The organism is Haloterrigena sp. KLK7 (assembly GCF_037914945.1).
Classification (GTDB): Archaea; Halobacteriota; Halobacteria; order Halobacteriales; family Natrialbaceae; genus Haloterrigena; species Haloterrigena salinisoli.
In genome coordinates, this window is sequence record NZ_CP149790.1 from 183,474 (window position 1) to 204,761 (window position 21,288).

The 21,288-nt window shown below is 68.0% G+C and carries 16 protein-coding genes; 10 read left to right on the plus strand and 6 right to left on the minus strand.

Annotated features, from left to right (window positions below):
• Position 1: 1 nt before the first annotated feature.
• The 3 genes from wecB to WD430_RS22425 all read right to left on the minus strand — a co-directional run bounded on the left by wecB (position 2) and on the right by WD430_RS22425 (position 3,585).
• Entirely contained in the window at positions 2-1,069 is a 1,068-nt protein-coding gene (gene wecB, locus WD430_RS22415) for a non-hydrolyzing UDP-N-acetylglucosamine 2-epimerase (RefSeq protein ID WP_339106385.1), read from the minus strand.
• Positions 1,070-1,434: 365 nt separating this feature from the next.
• On the minus strand, positions 1,435-1,785 hold the full coding sequence (locus WD430_RS22420; protein ID WP_339106386.1) for a hypothetical protein: 351 nt from the start codon (positions 1,783-1,785) through the stop codon (positions 1,435-1,437).
• Between the two features lie 207 nt (positions 1,786-1,992).
• On the minus strand, positions 1,993-3,585 hold the full coding sequence (locus WD430_RS22425; protein ID WP_339106387.1) for an alkaline phosphatase family protein: 1,593 nt from the start codon (positions 3,583-3,585) through the stop codon (positions 1,993-1,995).
• Positions 3,586-3,869: 284 nt separating this feature from the next.
• Between WD430_RS22425 and WD430_RS22430 the strand changes: the two genes are divergently transcribed.
• The 4 genes from WD430_RS22430 (at position 3,870) to WD430_RS22445 (ending at position 7,955) form a co-directional block, all read left to right on the plus strand.
• Positions 3,870-4,841: a polysaccharide deacetylase family protein gene (locus WD430_RS22430; protein ID WP_407067162.1), complete on the plus strand. Its 972-nt coding sequence runs from the start codon at positions 3,870-3,872 to the stop codon at positions 4,839-4,841.
• 101 nt (positions 4,842-4,942) lie between these two features.
• Positions 4,943-6,046 carry a Gfo/Idh/MocA family oxidoreductase gene (locus WD430_RS22435; RefSeq protein WP_339106389.1) on the plus strand — a complete coding sequence of 368 codons (1,104 nt, stop codon included), beginning with the start codon at positions 4,943-4,945 and terminating at the stop codon, positions 6,044-6,046.
• Entirely contained in the window at positions 6,043-6,984 is a 942-nt protein-coding gene (locus WD430_RS22440; protein WP_339106390.1) for a hypothetical protein, read from the plus strand. The genes WD430_RS22435 and WD430_RS22440 overlap by 4 nt, the downstream gene beginning before the upstream one ends.
• On the plus strand, positions 6,981-7,955 hold the full coding sequence (locus WD430_RS22445) for an NAD-dependent epimerase/dehydratase family protein (protein ID WP_339106391.1): 975 nt from the start codon (positions 6,981-6,983) through the stop codon (positions 7,953-7,955). Before WD430_RS22440 ends, WD430_RS22445 begins: the two co-directional genes overlap by 4 nt.
• A 223-nt stretch (positions 7,956-8,178) precedes the next feature.
• Here the strand turns inward: WD430_RS22445 and WD430_RS22450 are convergent, their stop codons facing one another.
• Positions 8,179-9,150, minus strand: a complete 972-nt coding sequence (locus WD430_RS22450; protein WP_339106392.1) for a glycosyltransferase — start codon at positions 9,148-9,150, stop codon at positions 8,179-8,181.
• Between the two features lie 435 nt (positions 9,151-9,585).
• On the opposite strand from WD430_RS22450, the gene WD430_RS22455 reads away from it, so the two are divergent.
• From WD430_RS22455 to WD430_RS22470, 4 genes are all read left to right on the plus strand, one after another.
• The gene (locus WD430_RS22455) at positions 9,586-10,695 is read left to right on the plus strand and encodes a DUF354 domain-containing protein (RefSeq protein WP_339106393.1); all 1,110 of its coding nucleotides are present in this window, start codon (positions 9,586-9,588) and stop codon (positions 10,693-10,695) included.
• Positions 10,696-10,771: 76 nt separating this feature from the next.
• On the plus strand, positions 10,772-11,191 hold the full coding sequence (locus WD430_RS22460; protein WP_339106394.1) for a universal stress protein: 420 nt from the start codon (positions 10,772-10,774) through the stop codon (positions 11,189-11,191).
• A gap of 294 nt (positions 11,192-11,485) precedes the next feature.
• Complete coding sequence (locus WD430_RS22465; RefSeq protein WP_339106395.1) at positions 11,486-14,701, plus strand: bacterio-opsin activator domain-containing protein; 3,216 nt, start codon at positions 11,486-11,488, stop codon at positions 14,699-14,701.
• A gap of 249 nt (positions 14,702-14,950) precedes the next feature.
• Positions 14,951-15,649, plus strand: a complete 699-nt coding sequence (locus tag WD430_RS22470; protein WP_339106396.1) for a helix-turn-helix domain-containing protein — start codon at positions 14,951-14,953, stop codon at positions 15,647-15,649.
• Between the two features lie 185 nt (positions 15,650-15,834).
• Here WD430_RS22470 and WD430_RS22475 read toward each other — a convergent pair whose 3' ends face one another.
• The gene (locus WD430_RS22475) at positions 15,835-16,026 is read right to left on the minus strand and encodes a DUF5786 family protein (RefSeq protein ID WP_339106397.1); all 192 of its coding nucleotides are present in this window, start codon (positions 16,024-16,026) and stop codon (positions 15,835-15,837) included.
• Between the two features lie 881 nt (positions 16,027-16,907).
• On the opposite strand from WD430_RS22475, the gene glmS reads away from it, so the two are divergent.
• Positions 16,908-18,722: a glutamine--fructose-6-phosphate transaminase (isomerizing) gene (gene glmS, locus WD430_RS22480; RefSeq protein WP_339106398.1), complete on the plus strand. Its 1,815-nt coding sequence runs from the start codon at positions 16,908-16,910 to the stop codon at positions 18,720-18,722.
• A gap of 422 nt (positions 18,723-19,144) precedes the next feature.
• Here glmS and glmU read toward each other — a convergent pair whose 3' ends face one another.
• On the minus strand, positions 19,145-20,326 hold the full coding sequence (gene glmU, locus WD430_RS22485) for a bifunctional sugar-1-phosphate nucleotidylyltransferase/acetyltransferase (protein WP_339106399.1): 1,182 nt from the start codon (positions 20,324-20,326) through the stop codon (positions 19,145-19,147).
• A 392-nt stretch (positions 20,327-20,718) separates the two neighbouring features.
• Here glmU and WD430_RS22490 point away from each other — a divergent pair, with 392 nt between their 5' ends.
• Complete coding sequence (locus WD430_RS22490; protein WP_008895556.1) at positions 20,719-20,928, plus strand: hypothetical protein; 210 nt, start codon at positions 20,719-20,721, stop codon at positions 20,926-20,928.
• Positions 20,929-21,288: the final 360 nt, after the last annotated feature.

Below are 21,288 nucleotides of genomic sequence, written 5' to 3' on the forward strand. Positions count from 1 at the left end.
GTCATCCGTCGCGATCGACCGCTCGTTCGAGGTGGCTGACGATTCGAGACGCCGCGTTCCCGGTTCCGTAGAGATCGGGTTTGGACGCCGGGTCGTCGGCGTTTCGAACGGCCTCGACGATTCGGTCCGTCTCGGCACCGACGAGCACGTTCCAGCCGGCGTCGACCGTCTCGATCCACTCGGTCGTTTCGCGAAGGGTCACGCAGGGGGTGTCCAGATAGAACGCCTCTTTCTGGACGCCCCCGGAGTCCGTCGCGACGCAGTCCGCGCCCTCGATGAGTTTGATGAACTGCCCGTACCCGACGGGGTCGACGACGTCGATCTCCTCGGTCGCCCGCTCCCAGAGGTCGTTCTCCCGTAGCGCCTCGACCGTTCGGGGGTGGGCCGGGAAGATGACCGGCTTCGAGAGCCGCGCGAACGCGTCGATGATCCCCTCGAGCCGGTCCGGATCGTCAGTGTTCTTCGCGCGGTGGACCGTCGCGAGGACGTACTCCTCGGGAACGGTGAGGCCGTCGAACTCGACGTCGTCGAGCCCGTCGCGGATCTGCAGGAGCGTGTCGTACATCACGTCGCCCGCGGCGTGGACGTCCTCCGAGATCCCCTCACCCTCGAGGGTCTCCGTCGCGTTCCGTCCCGGCGCGAACAGCAGGTCCGAGGAGTGATCGGTGAGTTTCCGGTTGACCTCTTCGGGCATCGACCAGTCGCCCGACCGGAGTCCCGCCTCGACGTGGGCCAGCAGCGGCGACGTCTTCGCGGCCACGAGCGCGCCCGCGAGCGTCGAGTTGGTATCGCCGTAGACGAGCACGACGTCCGGCGAGCGCTCCTCGACGAGCCGTTCTAACTCGGTCATCATCTCGGCGGTCTGGCCGGCGTGGGACCCGGAGCCGACGCCGAGCTGGGCGTCCGGCTCTGGGAGCTCGAGCTCGTCGAAGAAGATCTCGGAGAGCTCGTGGTCGTAGTGTTGGCCGGTGTGAACGAGGTACTCGTCGTGGTCGCGCCGCAGTTCCTGCGAGACGGCGGCCGCCTTGATGAACTGGGGTCGGGCGCCGACGACCGAGAGGACGTTCATCGGGCGGTCACCTCGCTCGCTCGAGCGACGGCGGCTCGGCGACCGCGGTCGGACGCTCGGTCCTCCCGTCGTGACCGACGATCGGTAGCCGGTATCGATCGGGCATCCTCGTCGCCGCGCTTCGCTTCGGTGTCAGTCGAGCCGGGACCGCTACTGGTCTGCGTCATGAGTTGGTTGACTGTTCCGATCACACCGCAGATACGACATTAGTAAATAATCTCGTAACGGAGAGTCTCCGAACCCTATAGATCGCGGTTTGGAGACGAACGCGGGGCGATTCCGACAGGACACCCGTCCGTTCGGACGGGGCGACCGGGACGACGGTCTCCGCCGCCGCCACGCGACACCGCTCCGGTCGGTCCGATTCACTGGTCCGTTATGCGCGGCATACGGAACAGGGGATCGACGTACCGCTTCACCGCCGTCTCGAGCCGACGCCGGAGCCGGCGCGCTCGACCGGCGGACGCGGTCGCGTCGTCGTAGCTGACGGTCGCGGTCGCGTCGTCGCGGGTGACGGTCCCGGTCGCGGACGACGCGGATCGGTCGGTTCGTCGGGTCTCGGTCGACGAGAGCAACAGGCCGACGAGCGTGTTCGCGCTGATCGCCGCGCTCGCGACGCCGATCAGTACCGCGGATCGGTCGGTCGGGTCCGCTCGAGCGCGCCCGGTCTGATCACTGGCCGTCGGTCGTTCAGGGTCGGGCCGAACTCCCAGCATTGGTACGAATACCCGAATTTCAGTCCCGCTCTTAATTATACACTCCTTCACACGAGAGAACCGAACCTTACAGTGTCCCGAACGATCCGATCCGTTCCGTTCCGACCCGTTACGTTCGGCGGATCGGCGTCGACTTCGTCCTCGATCGGCGGCCCGGTGTGACCTCCCGAGCGGATCGCCCCGCCCGGTCCGATCGGCTGCCGATCGTCACTCCATGTACCCGAGTCCCTTCAGCCGGTCTTCGACGTCGTCGAAGTCATCGTCGACGTCGCCGTCGCGGTCCGCTTTCGAGACGCCGGTCCGTTCGACCTTCGTCGATGCGGGGTTCGCGTCCTCGTCGAAGGCGTCGAAGAGGACGCGGCCGTCGGCGTTCTTCGGCACGGGTTCGCCGATTCCGTGGAGCAGAGTCGGTGCGATGTCGACGACGCGAGCGCCCCGTAGCGTCGCGCCGGCGTCGATAGAGGGGCCGCGACAGAGAACGATTCCCTCCGCGCGGTGGCTCGCGTCGTAATTGCCGGTGTCTCCGGTCGCCGTCTCGGTGAGCGCGTTGCGCGACTCGTAGACGCCCCGGCCCTTGACGATCAGATCGGGCGCCGCGTCGTCGGTCGGGAACAGTTCGTCGCCGTCGAACACGTTCAGCATCCGATCGCCGTCGTCGTCGGTGACGGACTCGAAGAGATCGGTGAGCTCCGCCTTGAGCTCCGGGATCTGGCTCGGATCGACGACGCCCTTCTCGAAGCGCTCGGTGTCGTTGACGTACAGGCAGCCGGGGCCGTGGACGAACGCGACGGTTCGGTCGTAATCGACGTCGTAGAGGGCGTGCTCGCCGGGAATCTGCTCGGCGACCGTGTCGACGATCGACCGCGGGAGCGTCGAGACGATCTTCTCTTCGGAGATTCCGACCCGCCTGAGGGCGTCCGTGATGCGTTCCCGGGAGATCCCCAGGCTCGCGAGCGCGCCGCGGGTGCCCTCGTCCTCCTGTTCGAAGAGGTACCCGTCCCGCTCCAAGATGTGGTTAACGTAGACCAGTTCCTCGATCGGTCCGAACCCGTGGTCGGAGACGACGTAGAGGTCGGCCTCGTGTTCGTCGGTGTACTCCATCACCTCGCCGAGGATCGCGTCGAGTTTCTTGTAGTGGGCCAGCAACCGATCCATGTCCCAGATGAGGTGCTGGAAGCGGTCGGGAGCGGTGAAGACGAAGAAGAACAGCCGCCAGTCGTCGCTGGCGCGGTCCATCTGGAGGTGCATCAGATCGCGTCGCGTCTCGAGCATCTCGTCGACGGCCACCTCGAACTCGTCGAGTCGGTCGGCGTAGTCGGGGTAGTCGAGGCTGATCTCATACTCGGGGATCCGCGATTCGATCTCGTCCCCGAGGTCGGGCGGATGGGTGTACTCCTTGTCCGTCGAGGGCGTCATCATGCCGGTGACCATCGTGCCGTCGATCTCCTGGGCCGGATACGTCATCGGGACGTTGCCGACGTGGGCCGGCGTGACTTGCTCCCAGAGAGTCGGCTGCTGGATGTCGTGGCTGGTGTACATCTCGTGGGTGTAGTCCGACGAGAGATTCTGGAAGCCGTAGACGCCGTGTTTGTCCGGCCAGACCCCGGTCGCGATCGACGGCCACGCCAGCGGTGTCGTCGCGGGCTGGGTGCTCTCGAGGGTTCCGGCGGCGCCCTCCTCGCGCATTCGGGCGAAGTTCGGGAGCTCGCCCTCGTCGCTCCATTGGTCGATGAGTCTCCACGGCACGCCGTCGAACCCGAGCACGAACGCGCGCTCGGCTGTCGGGGAAGGGCTGCTCATGATTGGATAGGTGTGGCGTCGGAGACGCCTGCTGTCCTGGAAGTGACGCGATCAGTGCTTTGTTATGGGGAGATTTCACCGTTATTCGGGCTAATACTCGGGTAATACGGTCGGTGTGCTGTCGAATTTTCCGGTATCGGGTTCGATATTAGCCTCTCACATGTGGATTGTGTACTCTGACCATACACGCGTCGTTATGCTCCGTCGCGGTGCGAACAGGTGATCCATAACAAAACGGTTCGTTCATCAGGAATCGTATATGAGACGCATCCGAGTGGCCGCTGGTGGTGGGTGTCGTGGGTAGCGTCGTCGTCTCCCTCGACGCCGAGCTCGGTTGGGGCTTCCACGATCTCCCGGACCCGCCGGCCGACCGCGTCGAGTCCGGCCGCCGCGGCTGGTCGGTAATGCTCGAGTTGCTCGACGAGTTCGACGTTCCGGCGACGTGGGCCGTCGTCGGCCACCTCATGCTCGAGTCCTGCGACGGCGCCCACGAGGGACATCCCGCGCCGCCGGGCTGGTTCGACCGCGAACGCGGCGCGTGGGCCGACCGCGAGGACCTCCGGTTCGGGCCCGACCTCGTCGACGGCGTCCTCGAGGCCGACGTCGACCACGAACTCGCCAGCCACACCTTCTCGCACGTCCTCTTCGGGGATCCGAAGACGGATCGGGAACTCGCCGCCGCGGAGCTCGATCGGGCCACCGAAATCGCCGCCGAGTGGGGCGAATCGATCGACTCGTTCATCTATCCGCGCAACGACGTCGGTCACCGGGACGTGCTGGCCGAGTACGACGTCTCGGCGTACCGCGGTCGGTCGCCGACCCGGGACGGCGTTCGCGGCGTCTTCGACTCGACGGTCCGCGACCAGTCGCTGGTGACCGACCCCCGGACCGACGAGTACGGGCTGGTCAACGTGCCGGCCTCGCTGTTCCTCTTCGGCTTCGAGGGCCCCGCCCGGACCGTCGCGGAGTCGATCTGGACCGACCCCATGCTCGAACTGGCCCGCCGGGGGATCGACGAGGCGGTCCGATCGGACGGCGTCTTCCACATGTGGCTCCACCCGAACAACCTCACGGGCGAGCGTGACGACCAACGGATGCGGTCGATCCTCTCGTACCTCGAGCGCCGCCGCTCGGAGACCGACCTCACCGTCGAAACGATGGGCGACGTCGCGCGCCGCGTCCGTCGATCGCGCGATACGGGAATCGACGGCACCACTGACGGCGTCGACGGCCAGGCCACGGTGCGGTCGAACTGACCGGAACCGATCGATCCGTCTCCTGAAGGGGACTGCTACCGCCGTCGAGCCGTGGATATGGCGACGATAACAAAGCCCGCTCCCGGTCCGGTTTCGGGCAGATGCCACCGACAGTTCTGAGTCGATGGACCGACTCGAGCGCGTTCGAACTCGGCGTGCTCGGCGTCGGCAACATCGGCATGGTACACCTGAAGTCGGCGCTTTCGCTGCCCGACGTGGAGGTCGTCGCGGCGGCCGACGCGGTCCCGGAAAACCGCGATCGGGCCGACCGCGCCGGCGTCGCGCGGACCTACGACGACTACACGACGCTCCTCGAACACGAGGACCTCGACGCGGCGGTCGTCGCACTCCCGCCGTTCCTCCACGCCGACGCGGTCGAACGCGCCGCCGAGGCGGGCGTCGACGTCTTCGTCGAGAAACCGCTGGCCCGCTCGACCGAGGAGGCCGACCAGATGCTCGAGACGGCTCGCGAGGCGGGGATCGCCGTCGGCGTCGATCACACGCTCCGTTATCAGCCCGATATGGTCGGCGTAAAGGACGATTACGACGACGGCAGCGTCGGCCACGTCCCCTACGCTTCGATCACGCGGCTCAACGACCACCCGCTCGGAAAGCCGCCGGCCGACGAGGCGCCCCCGGAGTGGCCGATGGACCCCGACGCCGCCGGCGGCGGCTCGCTGATCGAACTCGGCGTCCACTGTTTCGACGTCCTCGAGTGGCTGTTCGGCGACCTCGAGGTTCGGGACGCGACGATGGGCCGGACCCTCGACATCCCGGCCGAGGACGCCGCGACGGTCATGCTCCGGGCGCCGGAGACGGAGACGACGATCACGCTCCACTGTGGCACCTACCAGTGGGAGCAACTCCCCGAGGTCAACACCCGGCTGCGCCTCGAGGGCGTGACGGGGACGATCAGCAACAAGGATCACATCCCGGATAACTTCTACGCGGGCGCGGCCACGTCCGCGCTGTCGAACGTCGCGAGCCGCGTGACCGGCGACGACCCCGACGTCTTCGGCCCCACCTTCTACCTGCGGGCCCACTACGACGCGCTGGCGGACTTCTGCGAGGCCGTCCGCAACGACGAGCGCCCGCCGGTCGACGGCGCCGACGGTCGGCGGACCCTGGAACTCGCCGAGACCGCCTACGAACTGGCCGCCGAGAGCGACGACGCCGACCTCGAGACGCCGGAGGTGATGCCGTGAGCGTCCACGCGATCGGCGTCGACGACCCCGAGCGACGCGGCGGCTGGACGCCCGACACGGACCGCCGGCTGACGGCGCTCGAGTCGCCGGTCCGCGCCGTCCTCGAACCCTACCTGAGCTCGCTGACGGCGGCCGATCGGATCACGCTCGTCCCCGACGCCCACTACCCGTTCCACCCGTCGTCGGGGATGGTCACCGACCCCGCCGTCGTCGGCTCGATCGCCGGCCGGCTCGATACCTGGACCGACGCCGACGTCGCCATCGCGGGCGCGAGCGACGAGCGGATCGCGTTCGACCGGACCGCCGCGTACCTGGACTACCCGGGCGTCGCCGAGCGATTCGAGGCCGACCTCGTCGACCTCGCGAACGGCGGCCGACGCAACACGGTCGTCACCGTCGACGGCGAGCAGGTCTCGGTGTCGGTGCCCGAACAACTCCTCGAGAGCACCGTCGTCGTCGTGCCGACGCTGCGGCCGACCGAAGCGGGACCGGTCGCCGGCGGCATCCGCGCGCTCGGCCGGCTCGTGAGCAGCGTCGCCGACGACGATCCGACCGCCGTCGCGGCGGCGCAGGCCGTTCAGCCGGCCCTCTCCGTCCTGGACGCGATGACGGTCTACAGCGGCGATCCCGTCGCGACCGACGCGCTGTTCGCGGGCCCGATGCCGGAGGTCGACGCGATCGGCTCGTCGCTGCTCGAGCGATCGATCGAGGAGGATCCCGTGCTTCGGTGGACGCTCGGCGCCGATGAAGGGTCGATCCCTATCGAAAGCGCCGCGGACGGTCCCGATTCCGACGTCGACCTCGCGGCGATCAGACGTCGCCTGCCCGACGGCGAGTTACCGCCGCCGGACGACACCCACCCCGCCGTTACGACCGCGTACCGACTGTACGCCGCAGTGGCCGGCGACGCCGTCCCGCCACAGCTCGAGCAACGATGACGGGGGGCAAAATCGCGGCCGTCACCGGCGCGACGGGCTTTCTCGGCTCGCACCTCTGCGAGCGGCTGCTCGCGGACGGCTGGGACGTCCGCGGCCTGAGCCGTCCCTCGTCGGACCGCGGCGACCTCGAGGGCACCGATATCGACTGGTACGTCGGCGACCTCTTCGACGGCGAGACGCTGCGCGACCTCGTCGACGGCGCCGACGTCGTCTTCCACCTCGCCGGCATCGGCCTCTGGACCGCCGGCCCCGAGACGGTCTACCGGGTCAACGCCGACGGCACCGAGAACGTCCTCGAGGCCTGCCGAGACGTCGACTGCGGGCGACTCGTCTTCACGAGCACGTCCGGCACGCGCCGGCCCGACGGCGACGCGGAGTTCGCCGACGAGAGCGACGTCGCCCGACCGCTCGGCGCCTACCAGGAGTCGAAGGCGGCGGCCGAGCGGCTGGTCGACGACTACGCGGCCGACGGCGGCGAGGCCGTCACGGTCCACCCGACGTCGATCTTCGGTCCCGGCGACGAGGAGTTCACCGTCCAGTTGCTCTCGATGGGCCTCGAGCCGACGATGCCGGCCTACCTCCCGGGCGGGCTGAGCATCGTCGGCGTCTCGGACGTCGTCGACGGCCTGCTGCTGGCCGCCGAGCGCGGCGCCAGCGGGGATCACTACATCCTCGGCGGCGAGAACCTCACCTACCGCCAGGCGGTCTCGCGGATCGCTCACGCCACCGACGGCTCTCCGGCGCGGATTCAGGTGCCCGCGACGGCGATCCGCGCCGCCGGCCCGGTCGCCGAGGCCGCCAGCGCCGTCGCCGACGTGCGGATGTTCCCCTTCGACCGGCAGATGGCCCGGCTGGCGACCGAGCGGCTCTTCTACACCTCGCGGAAGGCCCAGGCGGAACTGGGCTACGAGTACCAGCCGATCGAGGCGCACCTGCCGGAGACGATGGCGTGGTACCGGGAGGAAGCGTAGTCGCGTCGGCCCGGACTACTCGACGACGTCCGTCGGTACTGGCGGTTCACGGCGTATTTGACGGCCGTCCCGCTTCGGACCGCCGTCGACGAAGAACTGAGAACTGCGCCTCTGGACGAACTTCGCGAGGCCGCTCTCGAGGAGACGGAACGAGCCCTCGAAGATTCCGATCAGCACTGCTATCGCTCTCTGAGCTATCGACTCGCTGGAATCGTCGGCCGACTCACTCGAGTTTCGCCGCCTCCCGAGCGGGCCGCGTCGGCACCGTCTCGCCGGCGACGTCCTCGTAGACGTCGAGCATCCGTTCGGCGGTCCGCTCGATGCTCACCTCGCGGGCGGCCTCGCGGCCGTTCGAGCGCTCCTCGCGTCGCAGGACGTCCACCAGTCCCTCGACCAGTTCGGCGTCGGTGGTGGCGACGCGGGACGGATCGACGCCGGCCAGCCGTTGCCGGACGTCGCCGACGTCGAGGGAGACGACGGGCAGGTCGCAGGCCATCGCCTCCTTGACCGAGTTCGGCGACCCCTCGCTGTCGGAGGTCAGCAGGAGGGCGTCGGCCGCGTTCATGTAGTCGGGGACCGCGTCGTGGTCGACGCCGTAGACGGTCCGGAGCTCGACCGGCCGCTCGAGCAGGTCGTCGGCCGCGCTGACGATCCGCTTCGCCCGCGGGTAGTTCTTGACCCCCCGTTCGGGCGGATAGGGGAACAGCACCTGATAGGCGTCGCCGACGTCGTCCCACCCGACCTTCTCGCGGGCCCGTTCTCGGGGTTCCGGCTGGAACCGGTCCAGATCGACGCCGTCAGGGATGACCCGGCAGTCGCGGCCGAGCTCCGCGCGCATCTCCTCGGACATGACGACGACCTCGTCGCACAGCGGCGCGCAGACGCTGCTGATCGGTTTGACGGGCCCGTGGACGTCCGATCCCCACAGCGAGAGCACCACCGGCGTGCGCAGCTGGGCGAGGGCTATCGGCGCCGTCAGCCCGTAGTGGGCGTGGATCAGGTCGTAGCCGGTACTCGCCTCACGGATCACGCCCGGAATGGTCCGGAGGTAGTCGATCGGATTTCGGTCGACGTCGGCGGCGACCTCCCCCGCCACCGGCAGCGTCGTAAAGGAGACGCCGCGCTCCTCGAGGACGGCCATCTGCTGGTTCATGAACGGTGCGTCGGCGTTCGCCGTGAGGGTGAGGACCTCCATTACCGACTCTGCCCGACCCTACCGCTCGTCGGCGTTTTGTTATAGAGCGAACAGCCGCGCTATCGATTCGATCAATCGCGGTATACGTCCTGTGACCTGGTTGAACCTTCCGCGACCAATAGCGAAACGATCGCTAGCGCTCGAGTCATCTTCACCTACTCTTATATGAATACGCGACTTCGCTGGTATCCGAGATAGCCCGTTAGATCCGTTAGAATCGAGCTGTAGACGGGTCTCGGGAACGACGTCGAGTCGGTAGTCGCCCACTGATCTCGCGCGCGCTTCCCACGCTCTCCCAGCGATCCCGAACCCATGTGTCGCGTTCCGGCGGGACGAGCGGGAGACGGCGCTCCCGCGGCGCCGACGGCCGCTCTCGCCGACCCGACCGGTGTAGCCGTCCTATTACAAAACGTCGCTCCGGGCTACGCTCTATCGATGCGGATCCTCGTCTTCGCGAATACGCCCGCCCACGTCCATCTGTATCGTCACGCCGTCGACCGCCTCGAGGACGCGGGACACGACGTGCTCGTGTTGACCCGGGAGTACGCCTGTACGACGGACTTACTCGATTTCTTCGGCATGCCGTATCGGGTGTACGGCAAGCACGAGACCGACGGCTACTCGACGGCCCGGTTCGCCCGCGAACTCGGCGGCCAGTTCTACACGATCGGCCGCGAGGCGCGTCGGTTCGATCCCGACGTCGTCTTCGGTCGCGGCCCCTACGCCGCCTACGCGGGGACGCTGACCAGGTCGCCGGTCGTCCTCGTCCTCGACGACGAACCGGGCGATTTCAACCACACCGTCTCTCGCCCCTTCGCCGACTGTATCCTCTCCCCGGCGGTCACGCGGCGCGATCTCGGCGCCGACCACTACACCTTCCAGGGATTCAAAGAGTGTGCGTACCTCCACCCCGACGTGTTCGAGCCCGACGAGAACGTCCGCGAGTTCCTCGGCGTCGACCCGGACGAGCCGTACGTCCTCGTCCGGTTCAACGCCCTCGACGCCCTCCACGACACCGACCTCGAGGGGTTCCGACCCGAGCAGCGCCGAGACCTGATCGAGCGTCTGAGCGAGCACGCGACCGTCTTCGTCTCCGACGAGGGCGACGAGATGGACCTCAGCGAGCTCCCCGCGCGGCCGTACGACCTCCACCCAGCGATGATCCACGACGCGATGGCCGAGGCCGACCTGCTGGTCGCGGACACGGGGACGATGGTCAACGAGGCCGCGCTCCTGGGAACCCCCGCGTTCCGCTACCGGGGCACCGACGACCACGAGTACGGCGAGTTCCGGGAACTCGAGCGCGCCGGCCTCGCCGAGCAGTTCGACGACTACGCCGCGGTTCGCGACCGCTCGCTCGAGATCCTCACGGACGACGGCGTCGGCGAGCGCTGGCAGCGGCGCCGTCGGGAGTACGTCTCCGACCTGGTGAACCTGTCCGATCTGCTCGTCGAGGTCGCCCAGTCCCGCGGCGCCGTCGACCGGCTCAGCTCGCCGACTCGCGGCGCGTTACAGCCGAAACGACGCGAGCAGCCGCGGCTCTGACTCGGTCACGGGGTCCGCGGCCGGCAACGGCAAGTGCGATATGTAACCGCTCGTCCGTCGACCGTTCAGTTACACGATGTATCAGAACATCCTGCTCGCGACCGACGGGAGCGAGAGCGCTCGACAGGCGACCGACCACGCGATCGAGCTCGCCGACCAGCTCGGAGCGAAGCTCCACCTCCTCTCGGTGTCCGAGGACGGACCCCAGGCCACGGACAAACAGGACGAGATGCGAACGGACCACGAAGCGGAGGCCAGCCAGGCCGTCGAGGAGGCCGAACGGAGCGCCTCCTCGCGCGGGGTCGATACCTCCACGGTCGTCCGCCACGGCGTCCCCCAGGAGCAGATCGTCGACGTCGCCGAGACGAACGCGATCGATCTGATCGTCATGGGGACCCACGGCCGCGAGGGCCTCGATCACCTGGTCACCGGCAGCGTCGCCGAGGAGGTCGTTCGGAACGCCACGGTTCCGGTCGTCACCGTCCGAGCGCAGTAGCGTTCGGCAGCGGTTCCGATCGCTCGAGGAGCCTCGTTCCGAGACGGCGCGCTCTGCCGTTCGCTGACTGTCATTTCTCGGCGCGCTGGACGGCAGAGCTCGCGATAATAACCCATTACCCCCGCATACGGAATCGATAATTAACCCGCGCAATTCCGAATCCCGCGCTATCGTGGCCGCGCGTTTTCCGACGGTCCGCGGGCGATCGGCGGCCGATCGATCGAGCCGCCGGCCGCTCCGGGTAGTCCGACGTCGACCGAGTACCCGGCGCTCGCGAGCGGAGGCGGTCGGGCGATGAGCGACGGGACCGCGACCGTCGCGAGCGACGTTCTCAGGGTGCTCGTCGTCGGCGACGCGCGGCGGATCGACGTCGCGACGGACGCGCTCTCCTCGCAGCTCGAGTCGATCTCGATCGTCAGGGAGCGGACGCTCGAGACCGCCCTCGAGCGACTCGCACAGCTCGAGATCCACTGCGTCGTCTGCCCGTTCGAGGCGGGAGACGGTCCGTCGCCGCTCGCGTCCGTTCGCGATCGGGACGGCGAGTTGCCGATCGTCGCCGTCGTCGACGACTCGGCCGCCGACGGAGTCGCCGCCGAGGCGGCGCTCGAGGCGGGCGCGACCGACGTCGTCGACGCTGACGACCCGCCGTCGCTCGTCGCGACGCGGGTCAGGAACGCGGCCGATCGCCACCGCCTCGAGACCGCCTCGGGTCGCCGCGACGAATCGCTGCTCGAGCGCTCCGACGCGCTCGTCTGGGTGGTCGACGCGGACGGCGACCTCGAGACCGTCAGTTCGGCGGTCGAACCGCGGATGGGGTACACGCCGACCGAACTCGAGCGGACGCCGCTGACGCGACTCGTCCATCCCGACGACCGCGAGTCGGCGACCGACGTCCTCGAGACCGCGGCGGCGGCCGCGTTCGGGGCGACCGAGCGCGGAACCGTCCGAATCGGCCACGCCGACGGGACCTGGCACGTCTACGACCTGCGCTGTACCAACCGGCTCGGCGATCGCGACGTCGACGGACTCGTGTGCACGCTCGAGACCGCGTCGGCCCGCGAGCCAGACGGCCCCGCCCGACGGGCGTTCGACCGGATCGACGATCCGGCGTTCGCTCTCGGACCGGCCTGGGAGCTCCGCTACGCCAACGCGGCCGCGGATCGCCTGTTCGACGCCGACGGGTCGATCGAGCCCGGGACCGTCGTCTGGGACCTCCTCGACGACGCCGTCCGCGGTCGGTTCGCCGAACGGCTCCAGGAGGCGGCCGCGACGGAGCGAGTCGTCACGTTCGAGACCCCGTATCCGTCGCTCGAGACCCGATTGTCGGTGTCCGTCCATCCCGGCGCGAACGGTATCACCGTGTACGCACGCGAGGCCGACGCCGCGGCCGCCGCCGTCGACCGCGATCGGCTCGACCTGCTCGAGTCGGTCGTCGACGCCGTCGAGGACGGACTCGTCGTGCTCGAGGGGTCGACGATCCGCTTCGCCAACGCCGGGTTGGTCGAGTCGGCCGACGCGGAGCCGCCGGTCGGCCGGGAACTGGACGCGCTCTTCGACGACGACCTCGCCGCGGCGGTTCGCGAGCGGGCGTCGGCGACGGTCGCCAGGTGGATGGAGCCGCTGTCGGGAACGCTCGTCACCGACGGGCGGGCCGTCGACGTGTTCGTGACGCCGCTTTCCGACGACCGGACCCTCTGCGTCGTCCGCGACAGGCGCCGTTCGGCGGCGGCCGCCCTGTCGACCGTCGGGGAGACGATCGCGACGATACGGACCGCCGACTCGCCGGCCGCCGTTCGGCGGGCGACCGTCGACGCGGCGCTTTCCTGTGCGGGCGCCGATCTCGCGGCCTGGTACCTCCGCGAGGGGGACCGCCTCAGGCCGGCGGCGGTCGAGACGACTGCCGCCGGCTCTGTCGACCTGCCGCCGATCGATCCCGCCGAGACCGACCTGCTCGAGCGCCTCGAGGCCGCGACCGAGCCCGAGCCCGAACTCGAGACGGAGACCGAGACCGAGACCGCCGCGACGGGACGGGGAACGGCCGTCGTCTTCGACCGTTCGGACCTCGAGTCCGTGCTCGCGAACGCCGGAATCCGGGCCGAACGGGTCGTCGCCGTGCCGGTCGACGATCGCGGCGTGGTGCTCGCGACGAGCACCGAGCCGATGGCCTTCGGGGAGCGCGACCGACTCCCGCTCGAGACCGTCGTCGACGCGGCCGCGATCGCGCTCGAGGCTCTCGAGGGCGCGGCGGTGATGCGGTCGTGCCGGGCCGATCTCGAGCGCCTCGAGTCCGTCGTCGACCGCTGCCACCGGCTCCGAGGGATCGAACGGACGCTGCTCGCCGGCGAGACGCGCGCCGAGATCGAGGCGTCGCTCTGCGAGGCGCTCGTCTCCCTGCCGTTCGACGACGCTCCCGGGACGATCGATCTGGCCTGGATCGGCGACGTCTCGGCCGGCTCCGAACGCATCACGCCCGACGCCCTGGCCGGGCGGCACGCCGACGCGATCGAGTCGATTTCGGTTCCGATGGACGGGGACGACGAGCCGACGCATCCGACCGCGAGAGCGGCGACGACACTCGAACCCGCCCTCGCTGCGGACGCCGATACCGACGGTGCAACCGACGCGTGGGACCGCCGGGCCGCAGAACGCGAGTTCCGATCCGCGCTGAGCGTCCCGCTGGCGATCGACGAGTTCTGTTACGGGACCCTCACCGTCTACGCGGAACGGTCGGCGGCGTTCGACGACGTCACGCGGGCGGTCTGCACCCACCTCGCGGCGGTCGCCAGCCACGCGATCGCCGCCGTCGAGCGGAAACGGGCGCTGCTGTCCGAGCGCGTCACCGAACTCGAGATCGTCCTGCAGGGGACCGACGAGCCGCTGGCGGCGGTCGCCGACCGACTCGATCGCCGACTCGACGTCGAGACCGTCGTCCCGCGATCGTCGGGGGGATCGACGGTGTTCTGTACCGCGGCCGACGTCACCGAGGACGCGCTCCGGGAGGCCATCGAACCGGTGCCGGGAGTCGAATCGGCTCGCCTCGTCGGTGACCGACCGGGCGCGTCGCTGCTCGAACTCGTCCTCGCGACGTCGACGCTCGCGACGACGCTCGCCGATCACGGCGGGGTGTTGCGATCCGTCGTCCCGGTCGACGATCGAACCCGGCTCGTCGTCGACCTCTCGAGTACGGTCGACGTCCGGTCGTTCGTTCAACTGATCGAGCGCCGCCAGCCGGGGGCGAAACTGGTCGCCCGTCGCGAGCGCGACCGGTCGGTCCAGCCCGCCCGCGCGTTCGACACCGAACTCCGCCGTCGACTCTCGGAGCGACAGCTCCGGACCCTCGAGACGGCCTACTACGGCGGCTTCTTCGAGTGGCCCCGCGAGAGCACCGGGGAGGACGTGGCCGACTCGCTGGGCGTCTCACAGCCGACGTTCAGCCGGCACCTGCGGCTGGCCCAGCGGAAGGTCTTCGCGCTGCTCTTCGACGAGGGAACCGGCGTCAGCGGGGAATAGCATCAGTTCTCGCGCCAGTATTAGCGGCTTACCGCGGTTCGAGATCGACGAATCGTCCTGTAACGCCCTATTTCTTCCGCGTATCGACGTTCAGGAACGACGACGCGTGAATAGATATAGCGGTGGCCGCCGGCGTCGGTTCCGTGTATAGCGTCTACCACCATGTACTCGCGGCCGAATTCAGTATTCGATGAGCGAGTTCGCGGTAACGAGGAATTACGGCCGGTATCCGGCCGGAGGGATCGACCTGTGAGCATCGATGTCACCGAGTACGAGGACGACCGCACGGGGATTCGATCGCAGGCCGACGGCGGCATCGTCACCCAGCTTCGACTCGACCACTCGTCGCTGTTCCTGCGGCCGACCCTCCGTCGAGCGACCGACGTCACCGTCGAACCCGAGTACTGGACCACCGTCGGCACGGGCCGGACGCTCGTCTTCTGTAGCGTCTCCGGCGACTCGTTCGAGGACTTCGAATCGGCGCTCGAGCTGGACCCGACGGTCACCGATCCGGTGCTCGCGGACCGCTACCCCGACCGGCGCGTCTACCGCGTCGAACTCACCGACCGAGCGGTGACGTTCATCGCGGCGACCGCCGAGGTCGGCGGCCGACTGCTGGACCTCTCGAGTTCCCGCGACGGCTGGCGCGTCCAGCTCCAGTTCCCGAGCCGAGACGATCTCGTCTCGTTCAACGACCGCTGCCGCGACCGCGGTATCTCGGTCACGGTCGACCATCTGCGACTCTCCGACGACGAGGACGACTGCGTCGTCGCCCTGACGGAAAAGCAGGAGGAACTCCTCGCCGTCGCCCACGAGGAGGGCTACTTCGACGTCCCCCGCGGCATCTCGCAGGACGAACTGGCCGACCGACTCGGCGTCTCGAAGTCGGCGGTCTCCCAGCGGCTCCGGCGCGCGATCGGCGAACTCTGCGCGTCGAAGCTGTGCTGACCCGTCGGTCGACGCCTCTCGCTGAACGAGCGAATTCCTCACCGTACTGAGCCGGCGAACCGATCGTCGCTGTTCGCGCGCGAAAAGGAACAAAATTCTCCGAGCCGGGTTCCGCTCGCCGATCTGGACCCGCTCGTCGTCACCTCCCACCGATCACGAGGCGGTGTCGTCGCCGGCCTCGAGCGTTATTCCTCGGCCTCGTCCTCGTCGTCTTTCATCGAGCCGAGCTGCGAGACGAGCTCGTCGGTCGAGGCGTCGGACTCGAATGACAGCTGTCCGTCGTGATCGTTTTCGTGGACGTTGACGGCTTCGACGTCGTCCTCGTCGTCCGCCGTCTGCTGCTGTTGTTCGGATTCGTCGTAGCTACCAAAACCCATACACGCACTTCACCAGCGACTGTCAAAGGTGTGCCGGTTCGGCGCGTCCCTGCAGCCGGTCCGCACATCTAGCGCCGCCGACGTGACCGCCCCGTCGGCTCGGCTGACCGGGTTTCCGGACCGCCATCGGCCGCGCGCTTGCCGGCGGTTTCGACCGGAACCCCGGTGTGTCGTCGGCCACCTGGCCTCGAGTCGCGTTCCGGGGATTCCACAGCGTCTCGCTGCGAGTTCGGTGCCGGTGGCCGAACGGCGCCCGCGACGTCCGGCTGATCCGGCGGCATCTCGGCGACCGGCCGCACCGATTGCCCGATTCATTCTCGATAGTGATCCGTTTACGGCCCCCGCTATCAGTAGGGGTGCCGATCACGCTCGTTCGGAGCACACGCGAGTACGTGGCTCGGAATCGCCACTGTTGGAGGGTTTCGCGCGGACTCCGCCGGTATCGACCGATCTCGATGGGCCGTGACCCGTACGCAGTTGCTGTCCAGTGTTTGGTTGACATACTCGGTTTCAAACCCCGACCTGGACGAACTCTCGTCAGTATCGGGGCGTGAATTGTACGAGTATGTTGAAACTGTGATTTCACGGATGAGTGTCTCGAATTCGATTATCGGTGAGGGGGAACGGAGGCCGACTGTTACCCGTCAACTACCGATTCTAGTAGCCCGTCTATAGTAATGGGTGCTGCTGGGAAGGGTAGCAATATGTCCGTGTACCGCCCGTCATCTCGAACAGTCGCCACGGGAGCGCACCAATCGATGGCGCGATCACGAGTGGCCGTTCGATCTGCCGTCCCCGCAGCCGCGACGTCTCGTTCGATAACTACTATGGTGTTCCGGGGAGGCCGCCTTCCCGAACAGCCGTACGGTGGGTGATCGACGATGTGTGGAATTATCGGCCGCGTTGGCGACGGAAACGCCTTCGAACCGCTGTTGACCGGCCTCGAGAATCTCGAGTACCGCGGCTACGATTCGGCCGGTATCGCCGTCCAGAACGGGTCGGGAATCAACGTCGAGAAGCGCTCCGGGAAGGTCGACGAGCTCCGAGAGTCGATCGACGACACGCCCCTCGAGGGCTCCGTCGGGATCGGACACACCCGCTGGAGCACGCACGGGCCGCCGACCGACGAGAACGCCCACCCGCACACGGACGAGACCAAAGACGTCGCCGTCGTTCACAACGGCATCATCGAGAACTACGCCGAACTCAAGTCCGAACTGGCCGACTACGGCCACGAGTTCACCAGCGATACCGACACCGAGGTCATTCCGCATCTCATCCAGTTCTATCTCGACGAGGGAATGGACGACGAGGCGGCGTTCCGCCGCGCGATCGACGAACTCGAGGGGAGTTACGCCGTCACGGCGATGTTCTCCGGTGACGACGTTCTCTACGCCGCTCGACAGGGATCGCCGCTGGTCGTCGGCATGAAGGACGGCGAGTACTTCCTCGCCAGCGACGTCCCCGCGTTCCTCGAGTACACCGACAGCGTCGTCTACCTCGAGGACGGCGACGTCGTCATCGTCGACGACGACGGCGTCGAGTTCACCGACCTCGACGGGAACCCGGTCGTGCGCGAACCCGAGACGGTCGAGTGGGACCCCGAACAGGCCGGCAAGGGCGAGTACGATCACTTCATGCTGAAGGAGATCCACGAGCAGCCGACCGCCCTCAGTCAGGCGCTGGAGGGGCGGATCGACACCCAGAACGGCCGGATCGCGCTCGCGGACTTCGAGCCCGGGACGTTCACGGATATCGATAGCGTCCAGTTCATCGCCTGTGGAACCTCCTACCACGCTGCGCTGTACGGCTCGCTCGCGCTGAAACAGGCCGGTATCGAGTCGACCGCCCTGCTGGCCAACGAGTACAGCGTCTCGGCGCCGCCGGTCGACGACGACACGCTCGTGGTCGCGGTCACCCAGAGCGGCGAGACGGCGGACACGCTGAACGCCCTGCGCCGGGCCAAGGCCGAGGGGGCGATGACCGTCACGGTCACGAACGTCGTCGGCTCGACCGCCGCTCGAGAGGCCGACGAGGCGCTGTTCATCCGGGCCGGTCCCGAGATCGGCGTCGCGGCGACGAAGACCTTCTCCTCCCAGGCCGTCATGCTGACGCTGCTGGGCCAGCGCATCGCCGCCGACCAGCACGGCGAACCGCCGGCCGACCTCGACTCGCTGCTGCCGGAGCTGGCCGAGATGCCCGACGCCATCGACGACCTGCTCGCTGAGACCGACGCCGAGGCCATCGCCGAGCGGTACCACGACAGCCGGTCGTACTTCTTCATCGGTCGCGGGCTCGGCTTCCCGGTGGCGCTCGAGGGGGCCCTGAAGTTCAAGGAGATCACCTACGAGCACGCCGAGGGCTTCGCCTCGGGCGAGCTCAAACACGGCCCGCTGGCGCTGGTCACGCCCGACACGCCGGTCTTCGCGGTCTTCACCGGCCAGGAGGACGAGAAGACGCTGAAAAACGCCGAAGAGGCCCAGACCCGCGGCGCGCCCGTGATCGCCGTCTGTCCGGAGGGCCACCGAGCGGTCGACGTCGCGGACGCGCACCTCGAGATTCCCGAGACCGACGCCGACCTCGCGGGGCTGCTCGCGAACGTTCAGCTGCAGCTCGTCTCCTACTACGCGGCCGACCTCCTCGACCGGCCGATCGACAAGCCCCGCAACCTGGCCAAAAGCGTCACCGTCGAGTAGCCCGCCGAATTCCACTCACCGTCGTTTTCCGCCGTCAATCGCTCGTTTTGTCCGTTCGATCACTCGAGAACGATCACGCGAGAATCGAAATCGGTCGATTGCGACCTCCGTTCGTGCTTGTCGCTACCGGTTCGAACGCGTGAGTGCCGAGTACGAGTCGACGATGCCGCGGGAACCGCAACCACCCCCATAGTTCCGGCTCCGCACGGCGCCGTCGGGTCAAGCCCGCGACCCGCACTCGAACCGTCGCAGTCGCGCTGGAGGGGACTGCCGCGATCGTATCGGGTCTGATCGACTGCCCTCCAACTGCTCTAGCAATTCGCCGTGGTATAAAGCCCCCACTTGCTACCGATGGCCCGACGTCCGCCCCGCCGCGCTGTCACCAGGGGTCCCGTTGGTTCGACCGAGACGTCGGGTTCTGGCTACCTGTCGCGTTCGACGACCTCGCCGGGACGCGTCGTCGCTCCCGCTGCCAGTTTCAGGCCGGGCGTCAGACTCGAGTTGATGCCGGTCTTGGCGCCGTCGCCGGCGACGACGCCGAACTCCCGCCGACCCGTCGAGACGCGCTCGCCCTTGACGGTGGTCTCGACGAGCGCCTCGTCGTGGCGGCGGTTCGCGACCGTCGTTCCGGCACCGAAGTTGACCCTCCGTCCGAGGACGCTGTCGCCGACGTACGAGAGGTGACTAACGGACGCTGCGCGAGAGAGAACGCTGTTCGCTATCTCTACGCCGTTTCCGACCGACGCGTCCTCGCCGATCAGCGTCGCACCGCGGACGTAGGCGTTCGGCCCGACGGTCGCGCCCGAGCGGATCAGCACCGGTCCCTCGATGACGGTGCCCGGTTTCACCGTCGCGCCGTCCTCGACGACCACGTCGCCCTCGAGGTGGGCGTCGTCGCTGACCCGGCCGTCGATCCGGCGATCGAGCTCGGCGAGCTTCCACTCGTTGGCCTCCAGCAACTCCCAGGGGCGACCGACGTCGAGCCAGCGGTCGAGGCCGATCGGCGTCACCGCGAACTGATCGAGCACCGTCGCGAGGACGTCGGTGATCTCGTGTTCGCCGCGCTCGCTCTCGGGGACCTCGAGCCACTCGCAGGCCCGTTCGGGGAAGGCGTAGGCGCCGGCGTTCGCGAGGTTCGTCGCCGGTTCCGACGGTTTCTCGGTGATGTCGTCGACGACCCCGTCATCGGTGCTGAGGACGCCGTAGTTTCGCGGGTCGGCGACTTCGACGGCGCCGACGGCCGGGCAGTTCGCGAACAGTCGGTCGATCGCCGCCGGATCGTAGAGGTTGTCGCCGTTCAGCACGGCGAAGGGACCGTCGATGTGTTCGCGGGCGGTAGCGACGGCGTGAGCCGTCCCGGCCTGTTCGGTCTGGACGGCGTAGGAGACCGGAACGCCCCGGTATTCGTCGCCGAAGTAGTCTCGAACGGTCTCGCCCTCGTACCCGATCACGAGGACGATTTCGTCCGCCCCGGCGTCCACGGCCGCGTCGACGGTGTGTGCGGCCAGCGGTCGCTCCGCGACCGGGAGCATCGGCTTCGGCAGCTCCGCGGAGAGCGGTCTGATTCGCGTTCCCTCACCCGCCGCAAGAACAACGGCTTGCATTGCCGTCTCCTACCCGGATTCGCCGGATAATTATACAGATGCTACTCCCGTCGGCCGATTTTCCGGTCGGTTCTGCCCGATTCCGGTCCAGCGAGACCGTCGGACGGGCGATTGCGAGTACACGATCCGTCGGCAGTCGGGCCCTCCTCGAGGTCAGTCTCGACCGCTCGGTCGGCACGTCACCGAGACCGGCCACTGAATCGGCATTCACACCGGGTAAAACAGTCCGTTAAGCCAAAGAAATATTGAATTTCTGCCGTAGGAGACGATAACACTGCCGTTCGTCGAACTGTCTCGAAAAGACGATTTTCCCGACCGCCGTCCGTATGCACGGCCGACAGCCGCGGTTATGCAGTCTATAGTAAATACCGTTCTGTGGCTACGAGTTGTTGATGTCGACGGAACCAACCGACGCGAAGTGGACGCCGATGACGTCCGGTCAGGAAACGACTGCCCCTCGCTGTGTCAACTGTGGGAACCAGGTGACGCGACAGTTCGCCCGCGTCTTCGGTGACAACCGCGACGTCGTTCACGCCTGTCCCGACTGTGCGACGTACCGCGAGATGAAAACCTCGGATTTCATCCCGAAGGAAGCCCGATAATTTCGTTCGATACTCGTCAGGTGCCGCGTCCGTTCTCGAGCGCTCGACCGTCTCCGCGATCGGTACGACCGACAGCCGTCGCCCCGCAGTCAACGCCGACCGCGATCGGACCGCGGCGAGCCCTCGAGCGTCGACCGGAAGCATCGAAGCAGCGAGTGGCCGTTCGGCGATCCACGGTCCGCGTCGAAACCGGGACCTACCGCCGCCACTTCGAGACGGTCGTCTCGGGTCGGCCGTCCGGACGCCGACCCCGCGTCGTCTCTGCGTTGCCCCTGCGCCGCTTCCGTGGCGTCATCCGTTCGTTATCCGACGTGCTGTCCGGGATCTCACATCACGTGGCTGTGCGACGGTTTCGTCTCG

Excerpts from the sequence above, each read along its gene's own strand:
- wecB (WP_339106385.1), bottom strand. The coding sequence starts at position 1,069 with ATGAACGTCCTCTCGGTCGTCGGCGCCCGACCCCAGTTCATCAAGGCG.
- WD430_RS22420 (WP_339106386.1), bottom strand. The coding sequence starts at position 1,785 with ATGCTGGGAGTTCGGCCCGACCCTGAACGACCGACGGCCAGTGATCAG.
- WD430_RS22425 (WP_339106387.1), bottom strand. The coding sequence starts at position 3,585 with ATGAGCAGCCCTTCCCCGACAGCCGAGCGCGCGTTCGTGCTCGGGTTC.
- WD430_RS22435 (WP_339106389.1), top strand. The coding sequence starts at position 4,943 with ATGCCACCGACAGTTCTGAGTCGATGGACCGACTCGAGCGCGTTCGAA.
- WD430_RS22445 (WP_339106391.1), top strand. The coding sequence starts at position 6,981 with ATGACGGGGGGCAAAATCGCGGCCGTCACCGGCGCGACGGGCTTTCTC.
- WD430_RS22450 (WP_339106392.1), bottom strand. The coding sequence starts at position 9,150 with ATGGAGGTCCTCACCCTCACGGCGAACGCCGACGCACCGTTCATGAAC.
- WD430_RS22455 (WP_339106393.1), top strand. The coding sequence starts at position 9,586 with ATGCGGATCCTCGTCTTCGCGAATACGCCCGCCCACGTCCATCTGTAT.
- WD430_RS22460 (WP_339106394.1), top strand. The coding sequence starts at position 10,772 with ATGTATCAGAACATCCTGCTCGCGACCGACGGGAGCGAGAGCGCTCGA.
- WD430_RS22465 (WP_339106395.1), top strand. The coding sequence starts at position 11,486 with ATGAGCGACGGGACCGCGACCGTCGCGAGCGACGTTCTCAGGGTGCTC.
- WD430_RS22475 (WP_339106397.1), bottom strand. The coding sequence starts at position 16,026 with ATGGGTTTTGGTAGCTACGACGAATCCGAACAACAGCAGCAGACGGCG.
- glmS (WP_339106398.1), top strand. The coding sequence starts at position 16,908 with ATGTGTGGAATTATCGGCCGCGTTGGCGACGGAAACGCCTTCGAACCG.
- glmU (WP_339106399.1), bottom strand. The coding sequence starts at position 20,326 with ATGCAAGCCGTTGTTCTTGCGGCGGGTGAGGGAACGCGAATCAGACCG.
- WD430_RS22490 (WP_008895556.1), top strand. The coding sequence starts at position 20,719 with ATGTCGACGGAACCAACCGACGCGAAGTGGACGCCGATGACGTCCGGT.